The following is a 24,461-nucleotide window of genomic DNA, read 5'->3' as shown; positions in this document are numbered from 1 at the left end:
TTCTTTGCCCAAGGTAGGGGCAATTCATGAATTGCCCTTACCTTGCGATAGGCAATTTCTAACTGCAAGCATCCTTCGCAGGGGGCTGCGTTTCAATTGTAATCTTAGAATACCCTGAAAAACTCACTAATCTCGTCACCGTCAGTTCGGCCTTTTCGTTAGCCATTTCGAGTAAGCCATTGTTGCAAGCTGCCGTACTGATTTTACCGATCGCCTCCTGTTGGGCGAGGCTTTGCAAACTGTAGCTAATGTCTGGAGCCAAACCCATCACACCCTTCTCGTAGTTATAGACCCGCGAACGGTTCACATCAATCTTGCGATCGAGAATCTTGGGCGGTGGTAAGCGAATCACAATGGAATCTCCTTGGACGACAACATCCTGCCGTTGGAGTTTAGATAAATCCACCCCTGCCCGCACTTCCCCATAGGCGACGTACAGCAGTTTACTCGATCCAACCGTCCAACTTCCCAATGTCCAATCCTGTTGGGTAGGAACCACGGCTTCCATCACAAAAATAGCGGTGGTCAGATCGCTAGCGCCGCGAACTTGACTAATCACAATAGCGGATATATCCGCCTTGGGTGCAGGCTGTGTCAGCGATACCATTGCGCCGAGGTCGTTAAAAAACTTCCCTCCCTTGTGCCACATTCCCACAAGCGATAACGCGATCGCGACACCAATTCCCCCCGTCACCATCAGGGTCACATTATGGAAAAAAGTTTTGACGCCACTGGTGGCTGGCTGCCGATTATCTACTCGCTCAATCACGATCGCGCTCCTCGCTGGATAAGGTACCCATAGCCTAACATCCTCCAGGGCAAGGATTCACACAGGAAATATTGGTTGTGGGGATTGTTTCAATTTTCTCAGTTTTGAGGTTGAGCCGCCATGCTTGCCGAATTTGCTTGAATAGATCGGCGTCGCGATCGCTTTTGGAGATTTTCACCAACGCCACAATCCCAGCATCAGGTTTACCGTCGAGCATACAGCTACTGGTATTGACAAATTCTTCAGCCAAAAGTTGGGGAATCAGTTGCACGTCTAAAACTGCATTCACAGGTGTTTGACCACCCGTACTACTAGGACGATAGCGTAGGGGTTTGAGCAACATCAGAATGCCACCAAAATCATTCTTTTGCGTGGCTCGCTCAGTCCCCTGATTAGAATTGTCCTGACTAAAATTAGGGGCGACATGGGTGACGATATACCGACAGAGTGGCTCACCGAAACAGCTACCTCCAATGTACCAATTGGGTGGGGTGGCATCTTTTAAGTCCCACGTTAAATATTCAGCCAGCGCTTGGCTTTTGTAGGCTTGTTCGGTGTTGTTTTCTTGAGCGAATAGGGCAGCAGCTTTTTTTAACGTAGCGATCGCGCCGCGAAAATCTTGCCTTTGGGTTTTATGCAGCGCTTGCTGAAATAGCGCTTCGGCATCTTGAGGGTTAGAATTCTGGGCAATTTGCTCAAATTGAGGCAGATTGGTGGGTGCAGCATAGATAGGCTGAAGGATGCCAGCAAATCCTGCTAACAAACAAATTGATAAAGCACCAAGTCCTGCACTGTTTTTCTGCCTCATAGATTTCCATTCATTATTGCGGTAATCTCAGTTTGCCTTGACCCACCATTTGTATAACCACATTGCGGCAACCCGCACAGTCACAGCCTAATTTAGCGATCGCCAAGTCTCCCACGCGATCGCTGTACAAAAGCGTATTCTGCTCATTCGCTTGAGAAGTGGAAGGATCTACCGATCTTGTGATGACAATCGAGGTATCAGATGCGGGATCGATCTGGCTAGATAGTTGACCTGCATGAGCGGAAGAATTTCCAAGTAACATGAAGGTAAGAAACATGGGACTCGCGAGCAAAACTAAAGCAATTTTTTTCACAATCGTCACTGAAATCTTCACGCTCATAATAACCCAGACTTTAGAGATTCTCTAAGGGTTCCATGGAGTTAATAAAATTTGGAAATTCACGAATCACAGGCATTACTCTGCTTTATGAACCTACCTATAGACATAAGTTCCGCTTTACCAACATTTGCGATCGCTCTGCGCGAGGGCGTTGAGGCATCCCTCGTGGTCGGCATTGTGCTTGCCTATCTCAAAAAAGCCAACCGTTCCGAATTAAATGCCCAGGTCTACTGGGGAATCGCTACGGGCATTGCCGCTAGCTTTGGCTTAGGCATTTTATTTAATGTGGGGCTGCAAAGTTTTGGCATAGAGGACTCGCCTCTATTTAAGCAACTGTTTGAAGGCACGTTGAGTGTAGTCGCGATCGCCATGCTCAGTTGGATGCTGCTGTGGATGACCCAAAATGCCAAAACCTTGAAAGGTGAAATCGAAGGCGCAGTTAGCACAACCCTCTCTAGCACATCCTTAGGCAAGGGATCGCGATGGGGAATCTTTAGCCTGATTGCGATCGCAGTCTTGCGCGAAGGTATCGAGGTAGTTTTGTTTATCTTTGCCAAATTTCAATCAGGACTGATCCCGATCTCAGCAACAATTGCGGGCACAATCGGAGGTTTGGTCGTTGCCACCGCGATCGCCGTGGCGCTCTTCAAATTTGGCGTAAAGATCGATATCCGCACCTTCTTTCAGGTGATGGGAATGTTCTTGCTACTGATCGTGGCAGGGCTCGTGATTAGCGCCCTCGGTCATTTTGACAAGGCGGTGGATGCTTGGTCGCAACTACCTGCTGCTACCAACCTTTGTCTTTTCTCCGATCGCGCTGCTCAAATTCATTCCTGTATCCTCGGTCCCACCTTTTGGAATGCCAGCCAAGTTTTACCCGAGCGTCAGTTTCCTGGAGTTTTGCTCAAAGCCCTATTTGGCTATAAAGACAGGCTATATGTGGTTCAAGCGATCGCCTATCTTGGGTTTGTGAGCATTGCAGGCTCTCTCTATTGGAAAAGTTTAGGCAGTAAAACCCCTCCTAGTACTTCCATCAAAGAAAAGCAGGCAGAAATTAGCTCCGTCAAGCCATAACCTTGCCTCCGATAGACTAGCAGCCACTCAGCCAACCGAGGTCAGCGAGCGAAGTTGAATTGAGCTGAATTGAGTTAACGGCTTACGACATGAGGCTAGCGATCGCATTTTGCAACTCGGTCGCTAAAGCGATCGGATCGGCGGCAGGATCGGATGTATTCAAAGCGTTAGCAACTGCCTCTAACTGAGGACGCACGAGATCCATCACATCTTGCACGGGGCGGAGGATTTTCTCTTGGGTATTTACCTTTCCGAGCAATTCACCCGTCACAAGCATCTGTTCTTGCAACTGATCGAAAGCCTGTTGAATCTCTTGTTGCAGTTGTTGATGCTCGTGGGTCTGACGACTTAGTAGCTCTTGTTGTTGCTGCGTATAGCTCTTTACCGCCTCGATCTGGGTTTCCATCTTTTGAATTTCTTGTTCTTGTCGAGTCTTTTGCGTCTCAACTTGAACGAGTAAAGGCAGTAAACTTTGGATCGAACCCTCAGATTTTTGTCCGCTTTGCCGACGCTCAAGGATGGCTTTTTGTTGGGTCAGAATCGATTGTCTTTCTTGAATATTACGTCTTTGCCCAGCCAAGGCTTCTTCGAGGAGCTTGTACTGCTCTTCAGCAAATTCTTTGTTACTTTCTAGTTCAATGCGAGCAAATTGATCGGCTTTGGCAATTTGACTTTGAAAGTCAGCAATTTCTCCCTCTAAAGCCGCCAATTCATCTTCTTGAGCACCAAAGTAGCTCGACATTTTATCAAATTCAGCTTGCCAAGCATTGATAGAAGCTTCTAGCTCCTGAATGGGCATTTCCTCAAGCCGTCTTGCCTCATCGGGGTCGAGAATACCAATACTAGAGCCACCCAAAGATTCGACAATTTGGCTAGTTTGAGCAAAAAGTTCGCTCTGAGCTTCTAGCTGAACCCGCGCGATCGCCAAGTTATTTTCTTGCAGCTTTAAGATTCCCCTTTGGGCTTTTAGCTCAGCTTGAGCATCAGCCAAAGCTACTTGGGTCTGTTGCCATTGGTTTCTACGATTTTTTAAATCATCAGAGGCTTTAGCTAAGGCATTTTTTTGTTTTTCTGCGTCTTGCTTTTGGGTATCTAACTCTTGCCAAAATCCTGTCAAGATTTCCTGACGTTGATACATTACATTCAGAGAGGATGTAATTTTATCTTGGATATCGTGAGGGTTGACCAAACAAGTCATTAACTTAGTCACTAAGTCTCTTAGTTGTGCCGCTTGCTCGGTGTTGAGGGAAGCTGCTTGGGCATCAAGGCGTTGTTGCTCAGCTTCTAAACGTTGTCTCCACTTGTCAAACTCTTCGCGCTCTTTGCGAAGCTGTTCTTGTGCTTCCTCAACCTCTTGTTTTTTAAAATCTAGCTGCTCAAACTCTTGCTCTTTTACCTCTAGCTCAGTTTCGCGGCGGTGAAGCTCTTGACTCTGAAAGTTTAAAGACTGCTTCCACTGTTCGACTTCATCTTCACCAGCTTTATATTTTTCTTGGGCACGGGAAAAGGTCTGCAAAATTGACACAATGCGCTTTGATGCATCCTGTAAGCTTTGCAATTGGTTACTGGCAGAGATATCCGCAATGACGAGTTGCCCATCTTTTGCTTCTTTGGCTTGATTGGCATCTTGGATGGGGATGGTTTGCTCGTTGTTAATAGCTTGCCAGTTATTTTCACCAGCATTGCGTGCCAGCAGACGAACTACTGCTTTTCCTCCTACCCCAAAAGCTGCCGTTTGCTTTTGAACTTCTGCTAAGTACTGCACGCTACTTATTCTCCTATGTTTCCGATGGTAACTCTCAGACTGCCACTTAAACCGATCATGTTATAGCTGACTATCTAAATTAAAACATTATGAATAAGCCTTATATTAACCGCCATATTAATCTCCAGTCAGCGAAAATACAAACCAATTTGAATGGAATTTTATATTAACGAATCATAATGATAAATATTTTGCCAACGATCAAAATATCTGTTGCCTCATCGCTGCACATTTTGCGGATCGAGGGCATCGCGCAAACCATCTCCCAATAGGTTGAAAGACAAGACAGTCAAAACAATCAATACTGCAGGTGCCCAGATCAGCCAAGGCTGAAGCACAATGATCGAGGCATTGGTAGATAAGGATAGCATATTGCCCCATGATGGTGCAGGTGGTTGAATGCCCAGCCCCACGAGGCTTAACACAGCTTCAGCGCCAATAAAACTAGGAATTGATAATGTTGCCGAAATAATCAAGTAGGTGGCAGTTTGCGGCAATACATGACGCAGAATAATTCTGAGAGGACTCGCACCTGTAGCTTTGGCAGCGGTGATAAACTCTTGCTCCTTAATCGAGAGTACTTGACCGCGAATCACTCTGGCTAAACCGGCCCATGAGATAAAGGAGACGAGCACCACAATCAGCACAAATCTCTGCATATTGTCAATCTGCGGCGGCAAAACCGCCGCCAATGCCACCAACAAATAGATCGAGGGCACAGACATTAAAACCTCAGCCAAGCGCATCAAAACCGTATCGATTAGTCCGCCGAAATAGCCCGAAATCGCACCGACAATACTACCGACACTAAATGATATGGCAGTGCCAATAATGCCGATAAAAAGACTAAAACGTCCACCAAATAAAAGGCGGGTTAGCTGATCGCGACCTTGCTCATCTGTCCCCAGTAGGTTTAAACGCCCTGTACCACTCGTACTAAATAGATGTCCATTTTGAAACAAGAGGATTTTGGAGGGTTTGCTGAAATCTACCAGAAGAGAGCGATCGCCTGTTTCTAAATTCACGGTTCCCTGTGTGGTGGGATAAACATGAGGCCCGATAAACTCACCCTGTGGAGTTTGCCAATAAATCTGGGTTGGCGGCAGTAAAGCCGCATATTTGACGGACTCTTCTGCTTTGTAGGGCGTAATCAGGTCAGCAAAAATTACGGAGGTATAGAGCACAATCAACACGATCGCGCCAAATTTTGCTAATGGATTTGCTTTAAGCCTTTTCCACCAATTCATGAGTTTTTGTAGTAATTGAGCAGATAGGATTATGACAATCGAGTGAAATCTCAATTGAACCCTTACACAAAATATACGTATGGAATTTGTGTAGAGATTCAAATTAAACTTGGCTTTTCAAAACTAGACGCTAAGGATTAGCTTTTGAGGATTAGCCTTTAAGTGCTTTGGTGAAATTACGGCGATAATTACCATTCATAATGAAAAGCACGGGCCATAGTAGGGCTAGTCCGATACGATTTTGGGTAAAGTTGGTGCGATCGAAACCTGCTAAAAACTTCCAGATGCCAATGATATAGAGAATTCCAAGCGCAATTCCAAGTAAATTTAGCAGCATACGTGTTACTCCTGTTTCAGTGGGTTCAACAAATTTAGAAGTTATTCAAATTGAATTTACATCGCCAGCGATCGCAAACGATCTGCAATTTTAGCGAACTTAGAATTGTAGCGGTGTATTTCAGTCTGTCCTTGCAGCCAAGACAAGATGACTGCAAATCAAACGGATTTACTACTGACAACCTATCTAAAATCATATTCTACTTAACTTGCCCCTGTTGCTGAGCTGAGCTGTTTTTTAGTCCCAGTAAGTCAACATTAATAAATGGCAAGGGGGAGCCATCATAAATTAAGGGAAATTTACCATCCCATGCCTCTAAGGCTTTGTTCTTTAATACTTCAGGTGTAAGTGTAGATTGGATCAACGATTGGGCTTCGGCTCGACCTTTGGCGCGATTGACCTCAGCTTCAGCTTCGCGCTCTGCCTTTTGGGCAATATAAACAGCTCTTTGCGCCTCCTGCTCGGCAACCTGCTTTTGCTCGATCGCATCGGCAAACTCTCGGGTAAATTGCACATCTAGCAAGGACACCCCATCAAGGATGATGCCATAGACCTTGAGGCGATCGTCGAGATTGGCGTCAATTTCGGCTTTGAGTTCGGGGCGTTTGGTCAAAATTTCCTCGGCATTCTTTTTGGCAGCCGCCGCTTTAATAATTTCACCTACGGCAGGGTTAAGAATGCGATTGACCACTTGCACCTCATCGCCAATGCTTTGATACACCTTATTTACCTTGGCAGGATCGACATGCCAATTAACCGCAACATCTAGCTTCACCTCTTGCAAATCTTTAGAGCCTACCTGCGACAAGATATCTGTCTTTTGCACCCTCACACTTATTTGCCTGATTTCAGTCATGATCGGTACGCGCCAATGTAGCCCTTCATTGAGAATCTCGTCTTGGACTTGACCAAAGTTCATGATTACGCCTCTATAACCAGCCCCAACCACAACCAGAGGCCCTGCGGAGGCTAATAAAAAGATAAGGGCAACGACAAAACCAATTGCCACAATGAGATTTTGATTAAGCTGACTACGCATAGCAAGAGTGTTTGAGTTTTGAGCAACAAAGTAAGATTGAAAAAAATTGACATTTTCTTGTGTAAGAAGTTGCCAAGTTTGTTATTATAGTACTCTCCAGTTGGGCGGATGGCGGAACTGGTAGACGCACCAGACTCAAAATCTGGCGAAGAAATTCGTGAGAGTTCGACCCTCTCTCTGCCCATAAATTTCACCTATAGCGATCCCGCATGATGATCGATAGTTCTGATCACGTTTTTCCGACATGGCACCTCTAACAACCGATCTAGAATTATGGCAAGATTAAGATGCGATCAATCTCAAGCTGAAATAGATTCGGTTTGATCTTCCGTGGAGCAGCAATTTAAAACTTTTCAATCTGTTCGAGATGCTTACGAACTACTTCAAGATCTAGGTGCATCAGCTCCCTTAGTTCAGCATGTTAAATTAGTTGGAGAAGCGGCAGAGTCCCTTGAAATTACGGCAATGGAATGCTTTGCGATCGCAGATGGCTTAATTTGCGATCGCTGGGGTGCAAGGGATTCAGCTTCTCAATTTAGACAAATGGGTTTACCGCTCAGTTGAGAATTCCGTTCCATCGCAAAAAATCCTAACGTTATGACAAAGGTTCATTTGCGTAGAATTACGAAAGCTAAAGAGTTTGGCTTGAGAATAAGAAGATTGTCGTTACAAAAACTGCAACTGAGATCGCGAGGCGTGATATCGGTGTCATTGTGTTGAATAAGCACTCAGCTATCAACCTATGAAACTCGCATATATCATACCCGCAGCGATCGCCTTAACTGGATTTGCTGCCCATTATTCCTTTGCTCAGGCTAATTCTCAGACTAATCCTCAAGCAAGTAAATCATCCTATGTTATGGCTAGTTCTAATGCAGTAATCGAACCCACAGGCGATCGCCAAAATCAAGGGAAAGATCCCAACAAAGACGCTAAACCTCGTCCCACAGGGGGGCTATTCGTTCAGGTTAAAGATGGTAAGCAGCAGGTCTTTCCACTCAAACATACAGAGGTCAAAGCCAATGTGACTGGCAATGTGTCGCGGGTAGAGGTGACGCAGACCTTCCAAAATCCTTTCGATCGCCCCCTCGAAGCGATTTACGTATTTCCCCTGCCTGATGAGGCAGCCGTCGATGAGATGGAGATTAAGATTGGCGATCGCGTAATTAAAGGCAATATCAAAAAACGGGACGAAGCCAAAGCGATTTACGATCGAGCCCGCCAAGAGGGGCGTACCGCAGCTCTGCTCGATCAGGAACGGGATAATATTTTTACGCAGTCCCTCGCGAATATTAAACCGGGCGAGCAAATTGATGTCACGATTCGCTATACCGAAAGTCTCAAGTTTGAGAAGGGAAATTACGAATTTGTCTTCCCGATGGTGGTAGGCCCGCGCTATATCCCCGGTCAGCCCATTGGAAGCGGGAAAGATACGACACAAGTGCCCGATGCCTCGCGGATTACACCCCCCGTTCTAACCCCAGGCACGCGTTCGGGTCATGATATTAATGTCACGGTTAATCTAGATGCTGGCGTACCGATTCAAGATATTCGTTCTACTTCTCACAAACTGAATATGCGTCGAACGGGCGATCGCATCGAACTGAAACTTGCCCCCGAAGATACTATTCCCAATAAGGATTTGATCGTGCGGTATCAGGTGGCGAGCGAACAGGCTCAGTCCACAGTCCTTTCGACGAGTAACGACCAAGGCGGACATTTTGCTACCTATCTGATCCCTGCGATCGACTATCGCACCAACGAGATTGTACCGAAGGATGTGGTGTTTCTAATGGATACATCGGGTTCGCAATCGGGCGATCCGTTGCTGAAGTCACAGGAACTCATGCGTCGGTTTATCAATGGCTTAAATCCCGATGACACCTTCACAATTATTGACTTTGCCACCACAACCAAACAACTGTCTTCCTATCCGCTCAAGAATACAGCGGCAAATCGTCAGAAAGCGATCGCTTACATCGATAAGCTTGATGCGGAAGGCGGCACTGAACTAATGAATGGCATCAATGCTGTGATGAATTTCCCCTCACCATCGGACGGTCGCGTGCGCAGCATTGTGCTAATTACGGATGGCTATATTGGTAATGATAATGAAGTAATCGCCGCAGTGCAAAAACGCTTGAAACCGGGAAATCGCCTCTATAGTTTTGGCGTGGGTAGTTCGGTCAATCGCTTTTTACTAAATCGCTTGGCTGAGGTGGGAAGGGGGACAGCCCAAGTGGTGCGCCAAGATGAGCCTACTCAAGCCGTTGCCGAGAAATTCTTTCAGCAGATCAACAATCCCGTGCTGACAAACATTCAAGTCAAGTGGGAAGGCAGCGGTGTTGCCCCAGAAATCTATCCCAGTGCAGCTCCTGACCTCTTCGCAAATCAACCCTTGGTACTCTATGGACGCAAGCAAGATACGACCAGTGGCATCTTGCGAATTACAGGTACGGCGGCAGGTGGCAAGCGCTATGAGAAGACGATTAGCGTTAATTTCCCCACGGGAAGCGATTCCTTGCAGGATGCGTCCCGCCGTGGCAATAGTGGCATCGCTCAACTCTGGGGACGGGCAAGGATTAAAGACTTGATGAATCAGATGTTTGGCAATGAAGTCAAATCTTTGGTGGATGCGGTAACGAATACGGCGTTGAGCTATCACTTAATGTCTCAATATACTTCTTTCGTGGCAGTCAGCGAAGAGGTGCGGGTCAATCCTGATGGGGGCAGCGAAAGGGTACAGGTTCCTGTGGAAATCCCTCAAGGGGTCAGCTATGATGGTATTTTTGGCATGGACAAAGATAGCGCTCAAGTACCTGCCACGGTGATGCCTTTGTCACCCCCTGCCCCCTATCCAGCCCAAACTGGAAGAGCGCAGCCCAGTCTCAATACGACTCCCATGAGAGAGGAAGCCAAAGTTGATGCTGCAGATCTTACAACCCAAAAACCTGCATCTGAGACTCAGTATAATTTTCAGCCTAATCCACGCATTCAAGTTGTGAGTGTGACGGGAGCTTCGGGTGTCTCTAGTGCGAGTTTGGAACAAGCGATCGCACAGCATTTGCGAACCTTGAGCCTACCCAGTGGTAGCGGTACGATCGTGTTGGAGTTCCCAGTTATCAACGGTCGTGTGGGAAAAATTATCCTAGACGATACAGCTTCGACCCTGACTGATGTGACCTTGGTGGAATTGATTAAGCGATCGCTCTTAACTTGGTCTGTTCCCGTCGCTGCTCAGGGTACGATTCGCCTCACCTTGCAGATTAATTAACGTCAGTTCAGGATAAGAAAACCTGAAACGTTATACAATCCCAAGGATCCCCCCTAGCCCCCCTTGAAAAAGAGGAGAACTTACTTTTCCCCCTTTTGTAAGGGGGATGCCCGATAGGGCAGGGGGATCAAACCCCTCGGTTCCAGCAAGTCGGCTTTCTTTATTCCGAAATCGTTAAGTGGAAACGATACATTCCACTCGATCCCCCCCAGCCCCCGTACCCTTCGGGAAGTCGCTTCGCGGCTAGGAAAAAAGGGGGGAGAATCAATTCTTCCTGCTTTTCAAGAAGAATTAAGGGGGAGCGAAACCTTGAAACTAAGACAGATAGATTTTTCTAGAACGTAAACACTGTGCGGAGCGTTCCTACAGTAATCGTGCTATTGGCACTGTTATTGTTAGGGTTAAAGATAAACTGCAAATCGGGCGTAATCCGAATGTTGTCGGAGATGGGGAAGTTGTAGAACAGTTCCACATTGGTTTGCGTGCTGTTACCCACAGTACTCGCAATAAAAGGCTGTCCGATCGCGATCGCTGCCACGGCATTTTCTTTAAACAGGTTGGGGAAGGCAAAACCCGCCGACCAAGTTTGCGGACTGATGCTCGTACCTGTAAACCCAGCATTGATATAGGTAGGCAGGGCTGTGGAAATCAAAGCGCTACGGCTACTGATGCTACCAAAGCCATAACGACCAAACACAGCAAAGTTCTTAGCGATCGCCCATTCCGCATTGACACCGCCTGCATCGAGGTCGAGGTTATTCAGAGAGGCTCTGGTATATTGCAAGCGCAGGGCAAATGGGCCTGGATTGCAATCATCTTTGTCGCATACTTTTGGGGCAAATTCCAACTCTGCGGTGAGCTGGTTGCGATCGCCAAACAAGCCGCGATTAATGCCAGTAGCTGGATCGGTTGTCGGAGATGCTGCATCGGCAGCCACATAGCCCGCACGGAGAGTAAAGGCACTCTTACCAATATTCCAGCTAAACGCAGCACCTGCACCGTCATTGACAGGCATAATCAGGGGATTGTTGATAAATAGACGCGTTGAGAAGTCTAAGGCTTCATTATTCGCAAAGCTATTGGTATCGAGGGTTTCATTGAGCGACATCGCCGCGCCAACTATGACTGTGGCATCTTTACCCAAGGGGAAGGAATAGCGCAATTTATCTAAAACGAAGCCTGTTCCAGCCGCGTTGTAGTCAAAAATGGAACTACTTTGGAACCCAATAAATCCTGTATTGAATGCACCCGAATCTAAGAGAGAACCTGCATTCCCGCCATTATTCCCTGCTTGCAAACGGGTGTAGAGTAGATCTTCACCCGTAAAACTAGTATTAAAGTTCAATCTCACCCGCGTAATTACATTTACGTTCGTTTTGCCAGGTTGGCCGCTATTGGGTGGTAAGGTCGGATTGTCGTTGGGTAAAAAGAGCGTATTTGTCCCTGAGGTCGCACCACTGACAGAGACGATAACCTGCCCGTCTAGTTTGGTTGTGGTTGAGAACTGTTGGGCTTCCAGTTTGGCAGTTTTGGCTTCGAGAGCATCGACGCGACCGCGTAGGGTAGCTAATTCTGCGGCAAATTCTTCTTGGAGTTTCTGTAAGGCAGCTAGGTCTTCTTTACTAACTTTGTCAGCTAAACCCGTCGAAATAATTTCATTGATCTTGTCGAGGCAGGCATTTAAACCTGCGGCAAACTCATAGCGGCTCAAGGCTCTTTGTCCGCGATAGGTGCGATCGGGATAGCCTGCAATACAGCCATAGCGTTCGACTAGTGACTGCAAAGCTGTAAATGCCCAATCGGTTGGTCTGACATCCGATAGTTGCGACACAGAAGTGACATTCTGAGCGGTGGTATCGTTTTTGCCTGATAGCCGATTGTATTCTTGGCTGTACTTCTGTATTTCTGATGAGAATACAGGAGTCGTGGCAGGGTTTTGGGTATTCGCTGGGACTGTTTCTGCTATGGACTCAAAGGCAATGCCAGTACTCGCTAAACTGAGGATGCTGCCCAGTACCCCAATCAGAGCCAGATTTTTTGATAAACGATCGCAATTCATAGATTCCTCACACGAAAAATACAAGATTTAACTTTGACCATTCTCGATCGAGAACGATCGAGCTGTTTTTGAATTCCACACCTAGCGCGGTTTTTCTTTCAAAAAGGAGCATCATAGCTTTTTTTTGAAAATAGTAGCACCTGAACAAACATGTCCTTTCACAAAGAGCGATCGCAATGGAAGAGAAGGCTTTTGCTTGAGGTTTTATTCTTCGATCGGCAGTATGCTTGTGTCAAAAGACACGCTGTCAAACTCGACTAGCGCAACAGCTAAGCATTCTAGGATTCCGAGCGATAGAATTGGTTGATGAATGTCGCAGTAAGTATAAAATAGCCGCTATCATACAAAACCCAGCCCTGTTTGGCAAACTCAATGAGCGAACGAGTTATGGTTACTCGCGTCGTACTGATGATTTCCGCAATTTGCTGGTGTGTTAGCTTTATATCGATCAGCTTGCCACATTGAATCTCTCGACCAAATTTTTCCGCAAGCCAAATCAAAAAAAGTTTTAAGCGATCGCTAATTGGATGCCAATGCAAAATGCTTAAAAGCTCTTCAGTAAGCTGAACGTGATGAAAAATTGCATCAAGTGCCTGATACCAAAGCCCTGAGGGCAGAAAGTCAACCTTCACATGGGTCAGACATTCCATCTCATAGGGGCTCACATGGGATAGCGGTTCGCCGATCGCATCGCCGATCCCCCAAAGTCCGAGCGTAGCTTTTGTGCCTTCAACAGACCATGTGGTCGTGCGTACAACTCCTTGACGAATCTGCCAGAGAATTCCTACTTGACAAGGGATAATCTCGCCTTTTTGAAATTCTTGCTGCATCAAGTGCAGTGGTAGCGAAGGGGAAGGACGTATTTCCCTTTGCGGCGAGCTACCTGAATACCCTAGTTCTATGCTAGAGAATTCACCATCATTCACGAATTCAAACATATTTCAGCCTTCCTAAAGAATGACAATTTATGTAAAGAAGGGCAACCACGGGGGGATTGCCCCTACAGCAATTTATTTGGGGGTTTATAGGGGTAGCGGACGTTGTGTGCCTACCCGATACGTTGGTTCTACATAAAGTCAGACCAACTAAAATCTCGCAACATTTTTTTGATTTCTAGGGTATGAAGCTCTTCCTGCCCAATCATGTTGCGGGCAAACTCCTCTAGGTAAACACTGCGATCGTCCACCACGTCCAAAAGCTTCTTATAGAGTTCAAGCGCTTTCTTTTCATGACTGAGGCTCTCCGCTAGGATATCTTGAACGGTGTGCTTGTCAGTTTCTTCAATGGTGGCAATCTTTAAACTAGGATGACCATCCAGTCCAGTCAAAATTTCACCCGCTTGCTGGGCGTGCAGTAAGGATTCACTCGCCTGTGCTTTAAAGAAAGCAACAATGGGAATGCGATTTGCGCCTGTAACCATTAAGGAGTAATGGGTATAGCGAACGACTCCTGCCAGCTCAAATTCCATAATGGTGTTGAGCAGGTCAATCGCAGCTTGGGTATCAAGTTCTTTCATGTTTTTGGGGGTTATAGAGAATGCAGGAATTGCAAAAGTGCGGCGCGATCGCTTGCAGGCATTGCCCGAAACGATTCTTTAGACTTTTCTGCCTCGCCACCATGCCAAAGAATGGCTTCTTCAAGGGTACGAGCGCGACCGTCATGCAGAAAGCCAGAATAGGGAAGTACGGTATGGGTTAAGCCGATCGCCCACAGGGGAGCGGTGCGCCATTCGGTTCCAGAGGCAAGAAAATCGGGTCGGTTGTCCGCCAGACCTGCACCCATGTCGTGCAACAGCAAATCCGTATAGGGATGGATAGTCTGATTGGCAACCGCCGCCAGCTCATGTTTGCCCGTGCGTAGGGTTTGAATGTGACAACTGGAACAGTTTGCCTGATGAAACAAGCGATCGCCTGTTTTGACCGTGGGATCGTTCAGCATCGCCGCTGGACGCGCTGGAACCGTCAGGCTTTGGGTATAGAAGGTTGCCGAAATCAACTTCTCATTCGTAATATCGCTGGTCTTTCCATCGGGTTCGGGAAAGACAGGATTGGTCACGCCCATGTCATTGAAATAAGCCGCTGCCGATTGCTGGCGTAGGTTGGGCTGATTGGCTTTTAACCCAAATCTCCCTAGAGAAGTGGCTTTTTTCTCCACATCCCAAACCATATTCGCTTTCCCAGAAATGCCATCGCCATTTTTGTCCTCGGGATCGGCTAAAGCCAAAATAGTTTTATCTTCTAAGGCTTCTAGCAAGCCCAAGCCAATCACAGGTGGGGGTTGCCGCAAAGAAGTCATGACTTCAGGCGGAAGGGATCTGCCATCGGGAAGTTGGATTGTGGTAATGGGCGATTGTAATTTGTACGCTGTGCCATCCCCATACTTTCCTTCGGTTTCTTGCCACTTTACGGTAACGCTGGCATTCGGTGTATAGCCATAGATGGCATGGTCGCGAATTTGCGTCCCGATATTCGGAACGGGAACCGATCCGCCAGGGACTTCTGGTTGACCTTGGGGAAGACTCACCCGCACTAATAACTGAGACTTAAGCGATGTCGCCGAACCTATGACGGGCATTCCTCGACCATTTTGGAGATGGCAGCCATTGCAGGAAGTATTGTTAAATAAAGGCCCCAGCCCCGGATTTACATCGGCAGGTGCGCTCACAAAGACATCGTTAAAGGTGGCATTGGCTTCTGCATGCTTATCCTTTTCCAATTCCGTGAGATTTGCTGCGGGATTGTCAAAGGCGCGGGAAGTACGATTTACAATCGAAGTCTGACCGCCAGAGAGTGGGTCGTCATTCAACTGTGGCGACTTTTGAGCGTCGAGCCATGTCTGAATGCCAATCGCGATCGCGGCGGATATGACCAGTACGAGGAGAGACTTGACAACTGGATGACGCAGCCATCTTGGCAACAGTCTCTGGGAAGGGGAATAGGCTTGCATAGGATTCCTGAACTATTGCACGATTAGAGGTTTAACTTCCTTCTCAAAAGTCTCTTTGACTGTGGTTACAGCCGCGATCGCTTGTTTAATCTTGTCCGCCGCACTGGCATCGGCAATCGCTGTTTGGAAAGGTGTGGGAATTTCATCGATCGCCGCGATCGCCAACTTAATTTCTCGTTCTACTCTTGCATCCAGATCGGGCTTGACCTTTGCTACGAAAGCGCTTATCCCCGATTTTCCTAAGGTATGATTCTCTGTAGCGCCAAAATAGACGTTCTTAACGCAGTTGAGATTGCTTCTAAAGTCATTGAGTGGGTTGGCAATGGCATATTGCGATTCGATCGCTTTGGCATCTTTCTTGGTAAAGGGTTCGCCAATCTTTTTCTCGGCAACCTCAGTAGTGCTATCGATAATCCCTTCCACCATCTCCTGAGCAGCATCGGGTAAGGAAGGATAGACTGGGTTATTCCCAGCCGTAGCAAAGGAATCGCGATAGGCGGCTCGACCATCGATGCCCTGCGTCCAAGCGGTAAGCAGCTTATTCGCATCGGCATCCAGTACGACCGTTGCGGCTTTTAGATAATCAAATTCGCGTGGGGTAAAGTCAGCGATCGCCTTTTTACCTTCCGATCCAAATAAGAGGAATTCAATGGTATGAAATCCCTTTTGACTTTCCTGTAAATTTTGGACGACTTCAGGCGTAATCCGATCGCCGCTCTTTAAAATCCTCTCAACATCAGACTTGTCGAGCGGCCAAGTATCGATCGCGGCATCTAAGCCATAGGATTTTGCTGGCCCAATCGTAAAAGATTCGCCTTGTTCCCAAGGTACACGCGCTGCCATCCAAGCATCTTGAGCCGCCTTGAGGGTTTGCTCGTTGGGGTTTGTCGCGAAAGCTTCAATAGCAGTCCTTAGGTCTTTGGTTTTACTCGCGAACGTTTGATAGGTCGGAATCACGACACGATCGGCAAAATCCACCACCACTTGCCGATCGCTAAACTTGGCTGGGGCAATTACGGCAGAGGCATTGGCGATTTTGGGAACCGTAGGAGCGATGGAAGTTGTGGCGTTAGGTTGGCTGCAAGCGATCGTCAGGAAAGAAGTGACAAGCGCAATACTGGCAATTTTTTTGGCAATTTTTTTGAGGTTAAATCGAAATCGTTTCATAAGTTCGAGGGGGAAATAAAGGAAAGTTCAAAAGAGAATGGGCAACGAAAACTTAAAAGTGGGTTTGTTGGGAATCTTGAAACGAATTTTGGGTAAACGAAACCCTGACTAGCTAAAAGCTAACCGAAAATCTTTCTTTGGGTTTTTAAGGAATTTCTTATATGGCTGATATATAGAAGCTTGGAATCGTAATATCAGCGATGCATTACGCATCCTACAAAACTAGATTTGGGGATTGCCTTTTCATAAATTCATTTCATCCCAAATTTACCGCAAATGAGAGGGCAACCACGGGGGGATTGCCCCTACATGTCTTTCTGTATATGCCATGCCCCCTTTATGCAATCGGGGTTGACTTTCTAAAGCTAAATAATGGTTTGCCTGAGAGAGAACGGAAGTAGAGCGTTCCCACGGAAATCAAGAAGATCGCATAGGACACCAATTGCGTGGCGTAAAGCCTATCTGTGTAACCAAATAGCGTAGAGAAAATAATTCCTGGAAGCTTGTCTTGAGGCAGGAAGCCTGAAGTGTCGGCAACGAGTGGGCCTAGTGAGAACCAACCGATCGCTTTCTGAGGAGGATCGAGAAATTCGTAGCTTCCCGTTACAGGATTGAGAACCTTATCGACTGTGTTCGCCAAATCAAAGGCAGCTAGAGAGGTGATTACTAAGCCAGAGACAATCAATAACAGAAAGATACCTAAAATCTTAAAGAAGGCGCGAATATTTAGCTTCACCCCAAACTTAAAGATAGCCAAACCCACGCCCATAGAAGCAAGAAGACCCAACACGCAGCCGATCGCAGGTGCATACTGAGCTAAACCAACTTGGGCGCGATCTGGCGAGAAAGTTCCAGCGATAAAGAGAACGGTTTCGGCACCTTCCCGCAGCACTGCCACGAAAACTAGGGTTAGCAACGCCCATCCAGCCTGTTTTTCATTCGCAGACTGGCGTCCTAGAGCATTTTCAATGCTGGCTTGTACTTGATGCCGTAGGGTTTTCGCCTGTTGGGTCATCCAGACCAGCATCCAGCTCAGCATCACGATCGCTGCCACAGAAAAAATGCCTTTGGTGAGGTAATAGAGCGTGCCGCTAAAGCCACCAACGAGCTTTTGGGCAATGCCACCCATAACGCTACTGGCAAATAGTCCTGCGGCTACTCCGAGAAACACCCACTTATTTAAATAGGACTGTTTTGCCTTACTTAAATAAGCTAGAACGATTCCCACCACCAAGGTTGCTTCTGTTCCTTCCCGCAATGTGATTAGAAAGGTAGGAAGTGCGCTGCTAAAGTCCATGATTGCTACCTATTATTTCTCTTCAAAGGTGATTAAGTTCTCAATCAGCTTGAGTTCGTCCTCAGAAATTGCTTTCTTACTGACCAATTCTTTTGCGTCTTTATAGGGTCTTGCCCCCTGAATCCGCTCTGAAAGGGAAGGCTTGGTTCCGGGTAATTCTAATTTGTCTAACTCAGCGATCGGGGCTGTATTGACATTGATTTTTTTGCTGTTGGCTTTACTATTCGCCGCTGTGGTAGCAGCAGGGCTGGGTGTCGCCGCCACATCGCCCACAGTGATTAGATTCTCAATCAGCTTCAGTTCTTCTTCGGAAATTGCTTTCTTGCTTACCAGATCCTTAGCGTCTTTATAAGGTCGCGCACCTTGAATCCGCTCTGATAATGAGGGCTTGGTTCCGGGTAATTCTAATTTGTCTAACTCAGCGATCGGGGCTGTGTTGACATTGATTTTATTGCCCTGAGCAGGCTTAGATGGTTCGGTCTTAGGTGCTGCTGAACTGGAAACTGTAGCACTAGGAGCTGTGCTAGAGGAAACCGAGGAGGTGGAACTATCACTACAGCCGCTGACTATTGCCAGACAAGCAAACACCCCAAGTAAAGAGAGACGAGAAAGTTTTAACTGAGTCACCACGTAAACGATCCTAAACAATAACTACATAAGACTGCACTTAAATTCAGAGATACACCGAAGTTAAAGCCTTAACTTGCGTATCAACGAGGCCATCACCTAGTCAAAAAATTGTGTGTTGCGTTAAAAGTACCCAACTGCACCAAATCTTTGTCTAAGTATCTAGATAGATCCTAGATAAGTCCGAAATAGGACTAATGCTAGTAATTCCTACTAGGCTTTGTGTTTTCACTCTAGTATAAATGACTATAATTTGCAATAAGGAATCAAAAAATATTTTAGACAGGAGGGCTGGGTTAGAGATTTTCTAGTTGTTTCAGCCTCTCGTTATGGCGCACCTTTATTGTTTTTGAAGGTGATGTGGGCTTCGATAGCAGGCAAGATGCCTGCGCTACAAATTAATTAAAACTCATTGCAGGAATTCTGATTTATTCAATCCGCAAGCCTAAGTTGTCAAGATCGCCAGATCTATAAGCATTTTCAAGAAAACTCTTTAGGAGTTAGTCGCAACTACTTACCCTCTTATGGTTATAGGATGTGAAAATAAGATCTCAAATAATTGCTAGTACTTCTTAGTTAGGGAAGCGATCGCGTAAATCTCGATCGCATCCCGAGCAAACTATGGTTCGATATAAAATAAACCTAAAACACAAGGGCAAATTCGTTCTAGATTCTAAAATATGCATAAAATTCCCGTCACCGTCATCACAGGCTTTTTAGGAGCTGGAAAGACAACCCTCGTCCGCAACCTATTGCAAAATAATCAAGGTCGGCGCATTGCCGTGGTTGTCAACGAATTTGGTGAAGTCGGTATAGATGCGGAACTTTTGCGATCGTGCCAAGTTTGCGATGATGAAACCGAAAATACTGCAACGCTCGACACAAACATTATCGAACTAACCAACGGTTGTCTCTGCTGCACCGTGCAAGAGGAATTTTTGCCCACGATGCAGGAATTGCTCAAACGCAGCGATCGCCTCGACTGCATCCTGATTGAAACATCGGGTCTAGCCCTGCCCAAGCCGCTCGTCCAAGCCTTTCGCTGGCCGACAATCCGTACAGGGGCAACGGTTGACGGTGTGATTACTGTGGTCGATTGCGAAGCCGTAGCCAACGGACAATTTGCCAGCGATCTAGATGCCTTAGAAGCCCAACGCCAAGCCGACCCAAATCTAGAGCATGAAACTCCGATCGAAGAGCTATTTGAAGATCAACTCGCCTGTGCCGATCTAGTCTTGCTAACCAAATGCGATCGCGTCGATGCTGCCACCCAAACCAGAGTAGAAACCTGGTTGCACAAGGAACTGCCCAGCCATGTCAAAATTATTCCCTGTAAGGATGGGGCGATTAGTGCGGATGTTTTGCTCGGCTTTAATGCTGCCGTAGAAGATAACCTAGAGAGCCGTCCTAGCCATCACGACACCGAAGAAGAGCATGAGCATGATGATGGCATTACCTCTGTGTGTATCTCAGCCGATCGCGCCTTTGAGGCAACTGCACTTGTCGCCAAATTAGAGAAGTTAGTCCAAGAGCAGGAAATCTATCGCATTAAAGGATTTGTGGAAGTTCCCAATAAGCCCATGCGTCTTGTTTTGCAAGGAGTTGGCGCCAGATTCGAGCATTTTTACGATCGCCCTTGGCAAGTCTCTGAGCCGCGCCAAACCCGTCTGGTGTTTATTGGTAAAGACTTAGATCGAGGGGCGATCGAAGCTGCCATTCATTAACCCAAATCTGCTATCTTGACTGCATAGCGCGTAATTAAACTAGCCCCCAATGAGTGAAGGAAAATACAGAGCCCTTTGGTTAGAAGGTGAAAGTCTGATCGTGATCGACCAAACCAAGCTGCCATTTAGCTACGAAACCAAACGTCTCACCACCAGCACGGATGCCGTCCATGCAATTAAAGATATGACCGTGCGCGGCGCAGGCGTCATTGGTAGTGTGGCTGCATTTGGGGTCTATCTTGCCGCTTTGGAATGTCAGGGTAATCTGGAGAAAATCGAGATCTTAGCGCAAAGGATTCGCTCAGCCCGCCCTACGGCTGTGAATTTGATGTGGGCGGTCGATCGCATGCTCAAGGTTTTAGAATCCGCGAATTCTCCGCAAGAAATTATTGCGACGGCACACCAAGAAGCGATCGCAATTTCTGATGAGGATGCGTTGGGTTCGCAAAAAATCGGTGAATTTGGTTGCGATGTCATTGCGAAAATAGCTGAGCAGAAGGGCGGAAAAACGGTGAATATTCTCACCCATTGCAATGCGGGTTGGCTGGCGATCGTCGATCGCGGCTCTGCCCTTGCCCCCATGTACGAAGCACGCGATCGCGGCATTGATATTCATGTTTGGGTAGATGAAACCCGCCCCCGCAATCAGGGTGCAAATTTGACGGCTTGGGAACTAGGTCAATCCCAAATCCCCCATACGCTCATTGCCGACAATACGGGTGGATTGCTCATGCAGTACGGCAAAGTCGATCTCTGCATTGTGGGAACCGATCGCGTCACCCGTAGCGGCGATGTCGCCAATAAAATTGGAACCTATCTTAAAGCCCTTGCCGCCTATGACAATCAAGTTCCATTCTACGTGGCGTTGCCGAGTTCTACCTTCGACATGCAGGTTTCCGATGGTGTCAAAGAAATTGAAATCGAAACGCGCAGCGCTGACGAAGTTCTCTATATGCAAGGACTCTTGGCAAGTGGAGACATCGGACAGGTGAGAGTTGCCCCCATAGAAACCCCCGCACTCAACTACGGGTTTGATGTCACGCCAGCGCGACTGGTTACAGGGTTGATTACGGAACGGGGCATTTGTGCCGCAAATGAAGCCGCGATCTCATCCATGTTTCCCGATCTCTTATCATAAGGTCAATGCGGGGAATACATTAGGGGCAAGAGCAACGGATTAGGTTGAATAAACGCAAAAATACAAACTTGCGTTTATTTACTATGAAGCATGGGTTAAACTAAAAAACATAAACTTGCGTTTTATAGGTTTGCTCATGGCAAGAATTAGAGTGCCACCATCGATGGCAAGTTTGCTCGATCGGGTTAATTCTCAAGATTTTTTGCCATTATTGGGTAAGTATGTTGCCACCGATCGCAAAGGAAGATATCTCCATTGGAATGAGTTTAAATGGAGAGTCGAATCAGGCGATCGGGAGGAAGTTGCATGGCTAGCTACTAAAATTGCCCGAAATTCAATTCGTCAAAATCTGCCTCTTAAAGCAGAAACAGAGCGTTACTTTAGTTTTTGCGTTCCTAACTCACTGGCAGCGCTATTACATCGCATCGATCGGATGACAGGTGGAGGTGATGCGATCGGAGATAAAACATTTACCTCACCTAGAGAGAATCATCGGTACTTGGTGCAAAACCTGATGATGGAAGAAGCTATCACTTCCTCTCAACTTGAAGGGGCTTCAACAACTCGGAAGGTCGCAAAGAAGATGCTAGAAAGCAATCTTCAGCCCCAGAACAAATCTGAACAGATGATTTTTAATAACTTTCTGCTGATGAAAGAAGTACTCAAGAGGAAGGATGAGGCGCTTTCAGTGGATATGCTTCTCGATCTGCATAAAATTGCCACATACAATGCGATCGAAAACCAAGCAACACCAGGGGCACTTAGACAAGACAACACTATTTTTATTTCCGATTTATATAACGAGAATCCCTTCTATCCTCCAAGTGTAGAAACATTGGAAGATCGGCTAAACGAGTTATGCTCCTTTGCAAATGCATCGCACGACGAACAGGACTCCCATAATTTTATCCATCCAATTGTTAAAGCAATTATTTTACACTTTATGATTGGATATATTCATCCCTTTGGTGATGGTAATGGTAGAACTGCCAGAGCAATTTTCTACTGGTGTATGCTCAAATCTGGTTACTGGCTCTTTGAATATGTTTCAATTAGTAAGTGGATTCAAGAGAAAAGGAATGAGTACGACACCGCGTTTATTTACACAGAAACAGATGAGTTTGATATTACTTATTTTATCTACAACCAAGCTGAGACTATCGTTAAGGCAGTGGTGGATTTACATGATTACATCGATCGCAGGAAAAAAGAATTTTATGAGTTCATGGAATGGATCGAAAGTAGTCCTATCGCTAAGACATTAAAAAGAGAACATTTGGAAATTTTAAAACAGGCAGTAAAAGAGCCAGGGAGAGAATTTACATCAAAGCAAGTATCGTTAGATTTGGGGGTAACAGAAAACAGTGCCCGAAGCTATCTGAATAAACTCGTAGATCGAGAACTATTAGTATCTGCTAAAAGTAAAAATGGAAAAACGATCCGCTATCTAGCTCCAGCTAGCTTAAAAGATCGGCTTAAAGCCTAGTATTCATTAAGGACAAGCGTTAGACATTCAAAACAGGTGGTTCAAAGTCAAAGGGAAGTTCGTGATTAATTGCTTGGATTTGGCGAACTTCGTAGGAATTTACCTCATGGATATGGGAAACCAAGATTTGTTTGAGACGGTTGGGATAAAAGCGATGCAAACTATAGTTGGGAATTGCAGGAAAGCCGCGTCGCTTTTTATGCTGTCCACCTGCCCCCGGATCGAAGCTACGAATGCCTTGGGCGATCGCCCATTCAATCGGCGTATAGTAGCAGGCATCAAAATGTAAAGAATCCACCTCCTGTACGCTGCCCCAATAACGACCGTAGAGTTGCTCCCCCTTGCGAATGCAAAAAGACATGCCAATCGGTTTGTGATGGCTATCTGTTTCACCTGCGATCGCCTCTGCTGCCACGCCAGCGACAAAGACTAAGCGATCGCGAAAGCAATGCTGCAAAGATTCAAAAAACTTGCGATTGAGGTACTTGCTCCCACCCCAAAACTTGTCACAGGTATCGCTGTAGAGTTCGTACATAAAGCCATAAAAAAAGTGGGGAATTTCTTCGCCCGTATAAACGCGCATTTTTAAGCCTGCATTTTCGACGGCTTTGCGTTCGCGTTTGATGTTCCGCCTTTGATTTGCATTAAAGTTCTTTAAATAATCATCGAAACTGGAGAAGTTCTGATTTTCCCAGATATAGCTGTGGTGCATCCATGCCGTAAAGCCGCGCTTCTCTAACTCAGACCGCCAGTCAGGATCGACAAACAGAAAATGACAGCCAGAGATTTGGGCGCGATCGCAGAAGCGATCGATCTCCGTCAGAATCAAATCGATAATTTTATTCTGCTCCAATACCTCAGGGGCAAACAGAAATCGATACCCAGCAGCGGGGGTAAAGGGAGCCATGCCCAAGAGTTTAGGATAGTAGTTAATTCCCAAGCGGTATGACAAATCAGCCCATTGGTGATCGAACACAAACTCCCCATAACTATGCCCCTTGAGATAAAGCGGCGCGATCGCCACAAGTTGATTGCCTTGCCAAACTAATAGATGGTTGGGTAACCAGCCTTCTTTAGGCGTCGAACAGCCTGATGTCTCTAGGCTTGCCAACCATTCCCACTCAAAAAAAGGTGTTTTTAAAGGTTTTGCTAAGGCATTCCAAGTCTCAGGCTTTACTTTGTGAACGCTGTCAATCCAAGTAGTGGTATAGGGTTGCGAACTTTTGAGCATGGTCAGAGGTGAATAGGTTGCTTGCTTAACACTCCTTAATCTTAGCCTGCGATCGTGGCTTCAGGTGTATAACGCACGCCTAAGAGCGTGTTTGAGAAGTTTAGGGTAGAAAAAAAGCCCCCAAAGTTATAGG

Annotated in this window: 21 protein-coding genes and 1 tRNA gene; 7 read left to right on the top strand and 15 right to left on the bottom strand. The window is 46.5% G+C overall.

From position 1 onward, the window contains the following. Positions 1-58 precede the first annotated feature (58 nt). Genes V2H45_RS04895 through V2H45_RS04885 form a run of 3 tightly spaced genes read right to left on the bottom strand, consistent with a single transcriptional unit; the run spans position 59 to position 1,917 of the window. Positions 59-769, bottom strand: coding sequence for a DUF4230 domain-containing protein (locus V2H45_RS04895; RefSeq protein ID WP_330482504.1), 711 nt, complete (start codon positions 767-769; stop codon positions 59-61). Positions 770-803: 34 nt separating this feature from the next. Continuing rightward, entirely contained in the window at positions 804-1,577 is a 774-nt protein-coding gene (locus V2H45_RS04890) for a hypothetical protein (protein ID WP_330482503.1), read from the bottom strand. Positions 1,578-1,590: 13 nt separating this feature from the next. Continuing rightward, a complete protein-coding gene (locus tag V2H45_RS04885; protein ID WP_330482502.1) occupies positions 1,591-1,917 on the bottom strand; it encodes a hypothetical protein in 327 nt (108 codons plus the stop codon). A 51-nt stretch (positions 1,918-1,968) separates the two neighbouring features. Between V2H45_RS04885 and V2H45_RS04880 the strand changes: the two genes are divergently transcribed. After that, a complete protein-coding gene (locus tag V2H45_RS04880; protein ID WP_330482501.1) occupies positions 1,969-2,991 on the top strand; it encodes an FTR1 family iron permease in 1,023 nt (340 codons plus the stop codon). Between the two features lie 82 nt (positions 2,992-3,073). Here V2H45_RS04880 and hmpF read toward each other — a convergent pair whose 3' ends face one another. From hmpF to V2H45_RS04860, 4 genes are all read right to left on the bottom strand, one after another. After that, positions 3,074-4,756, bottom strand: coding sequence for a pilus motility taxis protein HmpF (gene hmpF, locus V2H45_RS04875; protein ID WP_330482500.1), 1,683 nt, complete (start codon positions 4,754-4,756; stop codon positions 3,074-3,076). A gap of 218 nt (positions 4,757-4,974) precedes the next feature. After that, on the bottom strand, positions 4,975-6,003 hold the full coding sequence (locus V2H45_RS04870) for an ABC transporter permease (protein WP_330482499.1): 1,029 nt from the start codon (positions 6,001-6,003) through the stop codon (positions 4,975-4,977). 151 nt (positions 6,004-6,154) lie between these two features. Further along, positions 6,155-6,340, bottom strand: coding sequence for a hypothetical protein (locus tag V2H45_RS04865; protein WP_330482498.1), 186 nt, complete (start codon positions 6,338-6,340; stop codon positions 6,155-6,157). A gap of 199 nt (positions 6,341-6,539) precedes the next feature. Next, positions 6,540-7,379, bottom strand: a complete 840-nt coding sequence (locus tag V2H45_RS04860; RefSeq protein ID WP_330482497.1) for a prohibitin family protein — start codon at positions 7,377-7,379, stop codon at positions 6,540-6,542. A 102-nt stretch (positions 7,380-7,481) separates the two neighbouring features. Here V2H45_RS04860 and V2H45_RS04855 point away from each other — a divergent pair. From V2H45_RS04855 to V2H45_RS04845, 3 genes are all read left to right on the top strand, one after another. Next, a tRNA-Leu gene (locus V2H45_RS04855) sits at positions 7,482-7,563 on the top strand. A 146-nt stretch (positions 7,564-7,709) separates the two neighbouring features. Next, positions 7,710-7,943 carry a hypothetical protein gene (locus tag V2H45_RS04850; RefSeq protein WP_330482496.1) on the top strand — a complete coding sequence of 78 codons (234 nt, stop codon included), beginning with the start codon at positions 7,710-7,712 and terminating at the stop codon, positions 7,941-7,943. A 178-nt stretch (positions 7,944-8,121) separates the two neighbouring features. After that, complete coding sequence (locus tag V2H45_RS04845) at positions 8,122-10,653, top strand: VIT domain-containing protein (RefSeq protein WP_330482495.1); 2,532 nt, start codon at positions 8,122-8,124, stop codon at positions 10,651-10,653. A gap of 334 nt (positions 10,654-10,987) precedes the next feature. On the opposite strand, the gene V2H45_RS04840 is transcribed toward V2H45_RS04845, so the two are convergent. The 7 genes from V2H45_RS04840 to V2H45_RS04810 all read right to left on the bottom strand — a co-directional run bounded on the left by V2H45_RS04840 (position 10,988) and on the right by V2H45_RS04810 (position 18,749). After that, on the bottom strand, positions 10,988-12,712 hold the full coding sequence (locus tag V2H45_RS04840; protein WP_330482494.1) for an iron uptake porin: 1,725 nt from the start codon (positions 12,710-12,712) through the stop codon (positions 10,988-10,990). Between the two features lie 278 nt (positions 12,713-12,990). Further along, complete coding sequence (locus V2H45_RS04835) at positions 12,991-13,650, bottom strand: Crp/Fnr family transcriptional regulator (protein WP_330482493.1); 660 nt, start codon at positions 13,648-13,650, stop codon at positions 12,991-12,993. Positions 13,651-13,778: 128 nt separating this feature from the next. After that, entirely contained in the window at positions 13,779-14,228 is a 450-nt protein-coding gene (locus V2H45_RS04830; RefSeq protein ID WP_330482492.1) for a ferritin-like domain-containing protein, read from the bottom strand. An 11-nt stretch (positions 14,229-14,239) separates the two neighbouring features. Continuing rightward, positions 14,240-15,658 carry a di-heme oxidoreductase family protein gene (locus V2H45_RS04825; RefSeq protein WP_330482491.1) on the bottom strand — a complete coding sequence of 473 codons (1,419 nt, stop codon included), beginning with the start codon at positions 15,656-15,658 and terminating at the stop codon, positions 14,240-14,242. Between the two features lie 12 nt (positions 15,659-15,670). After that, on the bottom strand, positions 15,671-16,825 hold the full coding sequence (locus V2H45_RS04820; RefSeq protein ID WP_330482490.1) for an imelysin family protein: 1,155 nt from the start codon (positions 16,823-16,825) through the stop codon (positions 15,671-15,673). 337 nt (positions 16,826-17,162) lie between these two features. Beyond that, entirely contained in the window at positions 17,163-18,122 is a 960-nt protein-coding gene (locus tag V2H45_RS04815; RefSeq protein ID WP_330482489.1) for an FTR1 family iron permease, read from the bottom strand. Between the two features lie 12 nt (positions 18,123-18,134). Then, complete coding sequence (locus tag V2H45_RS04810; RefSeq protein ID WP_330482488.1) at positions 18,135-18,749, bottom strand: helix-hairpin-helix domain-containing protein; 615 nt, start codon at positions 18,747-18,749, stop codon at positions 18,135-18,137. A 680-nt stretch (positions 18,750-19,429) separates the two neighbouring features. Here V2H45_RS04810 and cobW point away from each other — a divergent pair. From cobW to V2H45_RS04795, 3 genes are all read left to right on the top strand, one after another. Then, the gene (cobW, locus tag V2H45_RS04805) at positions 19,430-20,473 is read left to right on the top strand and encodes a cobalamin biosynthesis protein CobW (RefSeq protein ID WP_330482487.1); all 1,044 of its coding nucleotides are present in this window, start codon (positions 19,430-19,432) and stop codon (positions 20,471-20,473) included. A 49-nt stretch (positions 20,474-20,522) separates the two neighbouring features. After that, a complete protein-coding gene (gene mtnA / locus V2H45_RS04800) occupies positions 20,523-21,611 on the top strand; it encodes an S-methyl-5-thioribose-1-phosphate isomerase (protein WP_330482486.1) in 1,089 nt (362 codons plus the stop codon). Positions 21,612-21,747: 136 nt separating this feature from the next. After that, a complete protein-coding gene (locus tag V2H45_RS04795) occupies positions 21,748-23,097 on the top strand; it encodes a Fic family protein (protein WP_330482485.1) in 1,350 nt (449 codons plus the stop codon). A gap of 19 nt (positions 23,098-23,116) precedes the next feature. On the opposite strand, the gene V2H45_RS04790 is transcribed toward V2H45_RS04795, so the two are convergent. Next, positions 23,117-24,328, bottom strand: a complete 1,212-nt coding sequence (locus tag V2H45_RS04790; RefSeq protein WP_330482484.1) for a GNAT family N-acetyltransferase — start codon at positions 24,326-24,328, stop codon at positions 23,117-23,119. Positions 24,329-24,461 lie beyond the last annotated feature (133 nt).

This window comes from Tumidithrix elongata BACA0141, assembly GCF_036349135.1.
Taxonomy (GTDB): Bacteria; Cyanobacteriota; Cyanobacteriia; order Pseudanabaenales; family Pseudanabaenaceae; genus Tumidithrix; species Tumidithrix elongata.
The sequence above is the reverse complement of the archived record's forward strand: the minus strand, read 5'-3'. Positions and strand labels throughout refer to the sequence as shown.

Excerpts from the sequence above, each read along its gene's own strand:
- V2H45_RS04820 (WP_330482490.1), bottom strand. The coding sequence starts at position 16,825 with ATGAAACGATTTCGATTTAACCTCAAAAAAATTGCCAAAAAAATTGCC.
- V2H45_RS04860 (WP_330482497.1), bottom strand. The coding sequence starts at position 7,379 with ATGCGTAGTCAGCTTAATCAAAATCTCATTGTGGCAATTGGTTTTGTC.
- V2H45_RS04815 (WP_330482489.1), bottom strand. The coding sequence starts at position 18,122 with ATGGACTTTAGCAGCGCACTTCCTACCTTTCTAATCACATTGCGGGAA.
- V2H45_RS04885 (WP_330482502.1), bottom strand. The coding sequence starts at position 1,917 with ATGAGCGTGAAGATTTCAGTGACGATTGTGAAAAAAATTGCTTTAGTT.
- cobW (WP_330482487.1), top strand. The coding sequence starts at position 19,430 with ATGCATAAAATTCCCGTCACCGTCATCACAGGCTTTTTAGGAGCTGGA.
- V2H45_RS04825 (WP_330482491.1), bottom strand. The coding sequence starts at position 15,658 with ATGCAAGCCTATTCCCCTTCCCAGAGACTGTTGCCAAGATGGCTGCGT.
- V2H45_RS04830 (WP_330482492.1), bottom strand. The coding sequence starts at position 14,228 with ATGAAAGAACTTGATACCCAAGCTGCGATTGACCTGCTCAACACCATT.
- V2H45_RS04795 (WP_330482485.1), top strand. The coding sequence starts at position 21,748 with ATGGCAAGAATTAGAGTGCCACCATCGATGGCAAGTTTGCTCGATCGG.
- V2H45_RS04835 (WP_330482493.1), bottom strand. The coding sequence starts at position 13,650 with ATGTTTGAATTCGTGAATGATGGTGAATTCTCTAGCATAGAACTAGGG.
- V2H45_RS04790 (WP_330482484.1), bottom strand. The coding sequence starts at position 24,328 with ATGCTCAAAAGTTCGCAACCCTATACCACTACTTGGATTGACAGCGTT.
- V2H45_RS04890 (WP_330482503.1), bottom strand. The coding sequence starts at position 1,577 with ATGAGGCAGAAAAACAGTGCAGGACTTGGTGCTTTATCAATTTGTTTG.
- V2H45_RS04840 (WP_330482494.1), bottom strand. The coding sequence starts at position 12,712 with ATGAATTGCGATCGTTTATCAAAAAATCTGGCTCTGATTGGGGTACTG.
- V2H45_RS04845 (WP_330482495.1), top strand. The coding sequence starts at position 8,122 with ATGAAACTCGCATATATCATACCCGCAGCGATCGCCTTAACTGGATTT.
- V2H45_RS04870 (WP_330482499.1), bottom strand. The coding sequence starts at position 6,003 with ATGAATTGGTGGAAAAGGCTTAAAGCAAATCCATTAGCAAAATTTGGC.
- mtnA (WP_330482486.1), top strand. The coding sequence starts at position 20,523 with ATGAGTGAAGGAAAATACAGAGCCCTTTGGTTAGAAGGTGAAAGTCTG.
- V2H45_RS04865 (WP_330482498.1), bottom strand. The coding sequence starts at position 6,340 with ATGCTGCTAAATTTACTTGGAATTGCGCTTGGAATTCTCTATATCATT.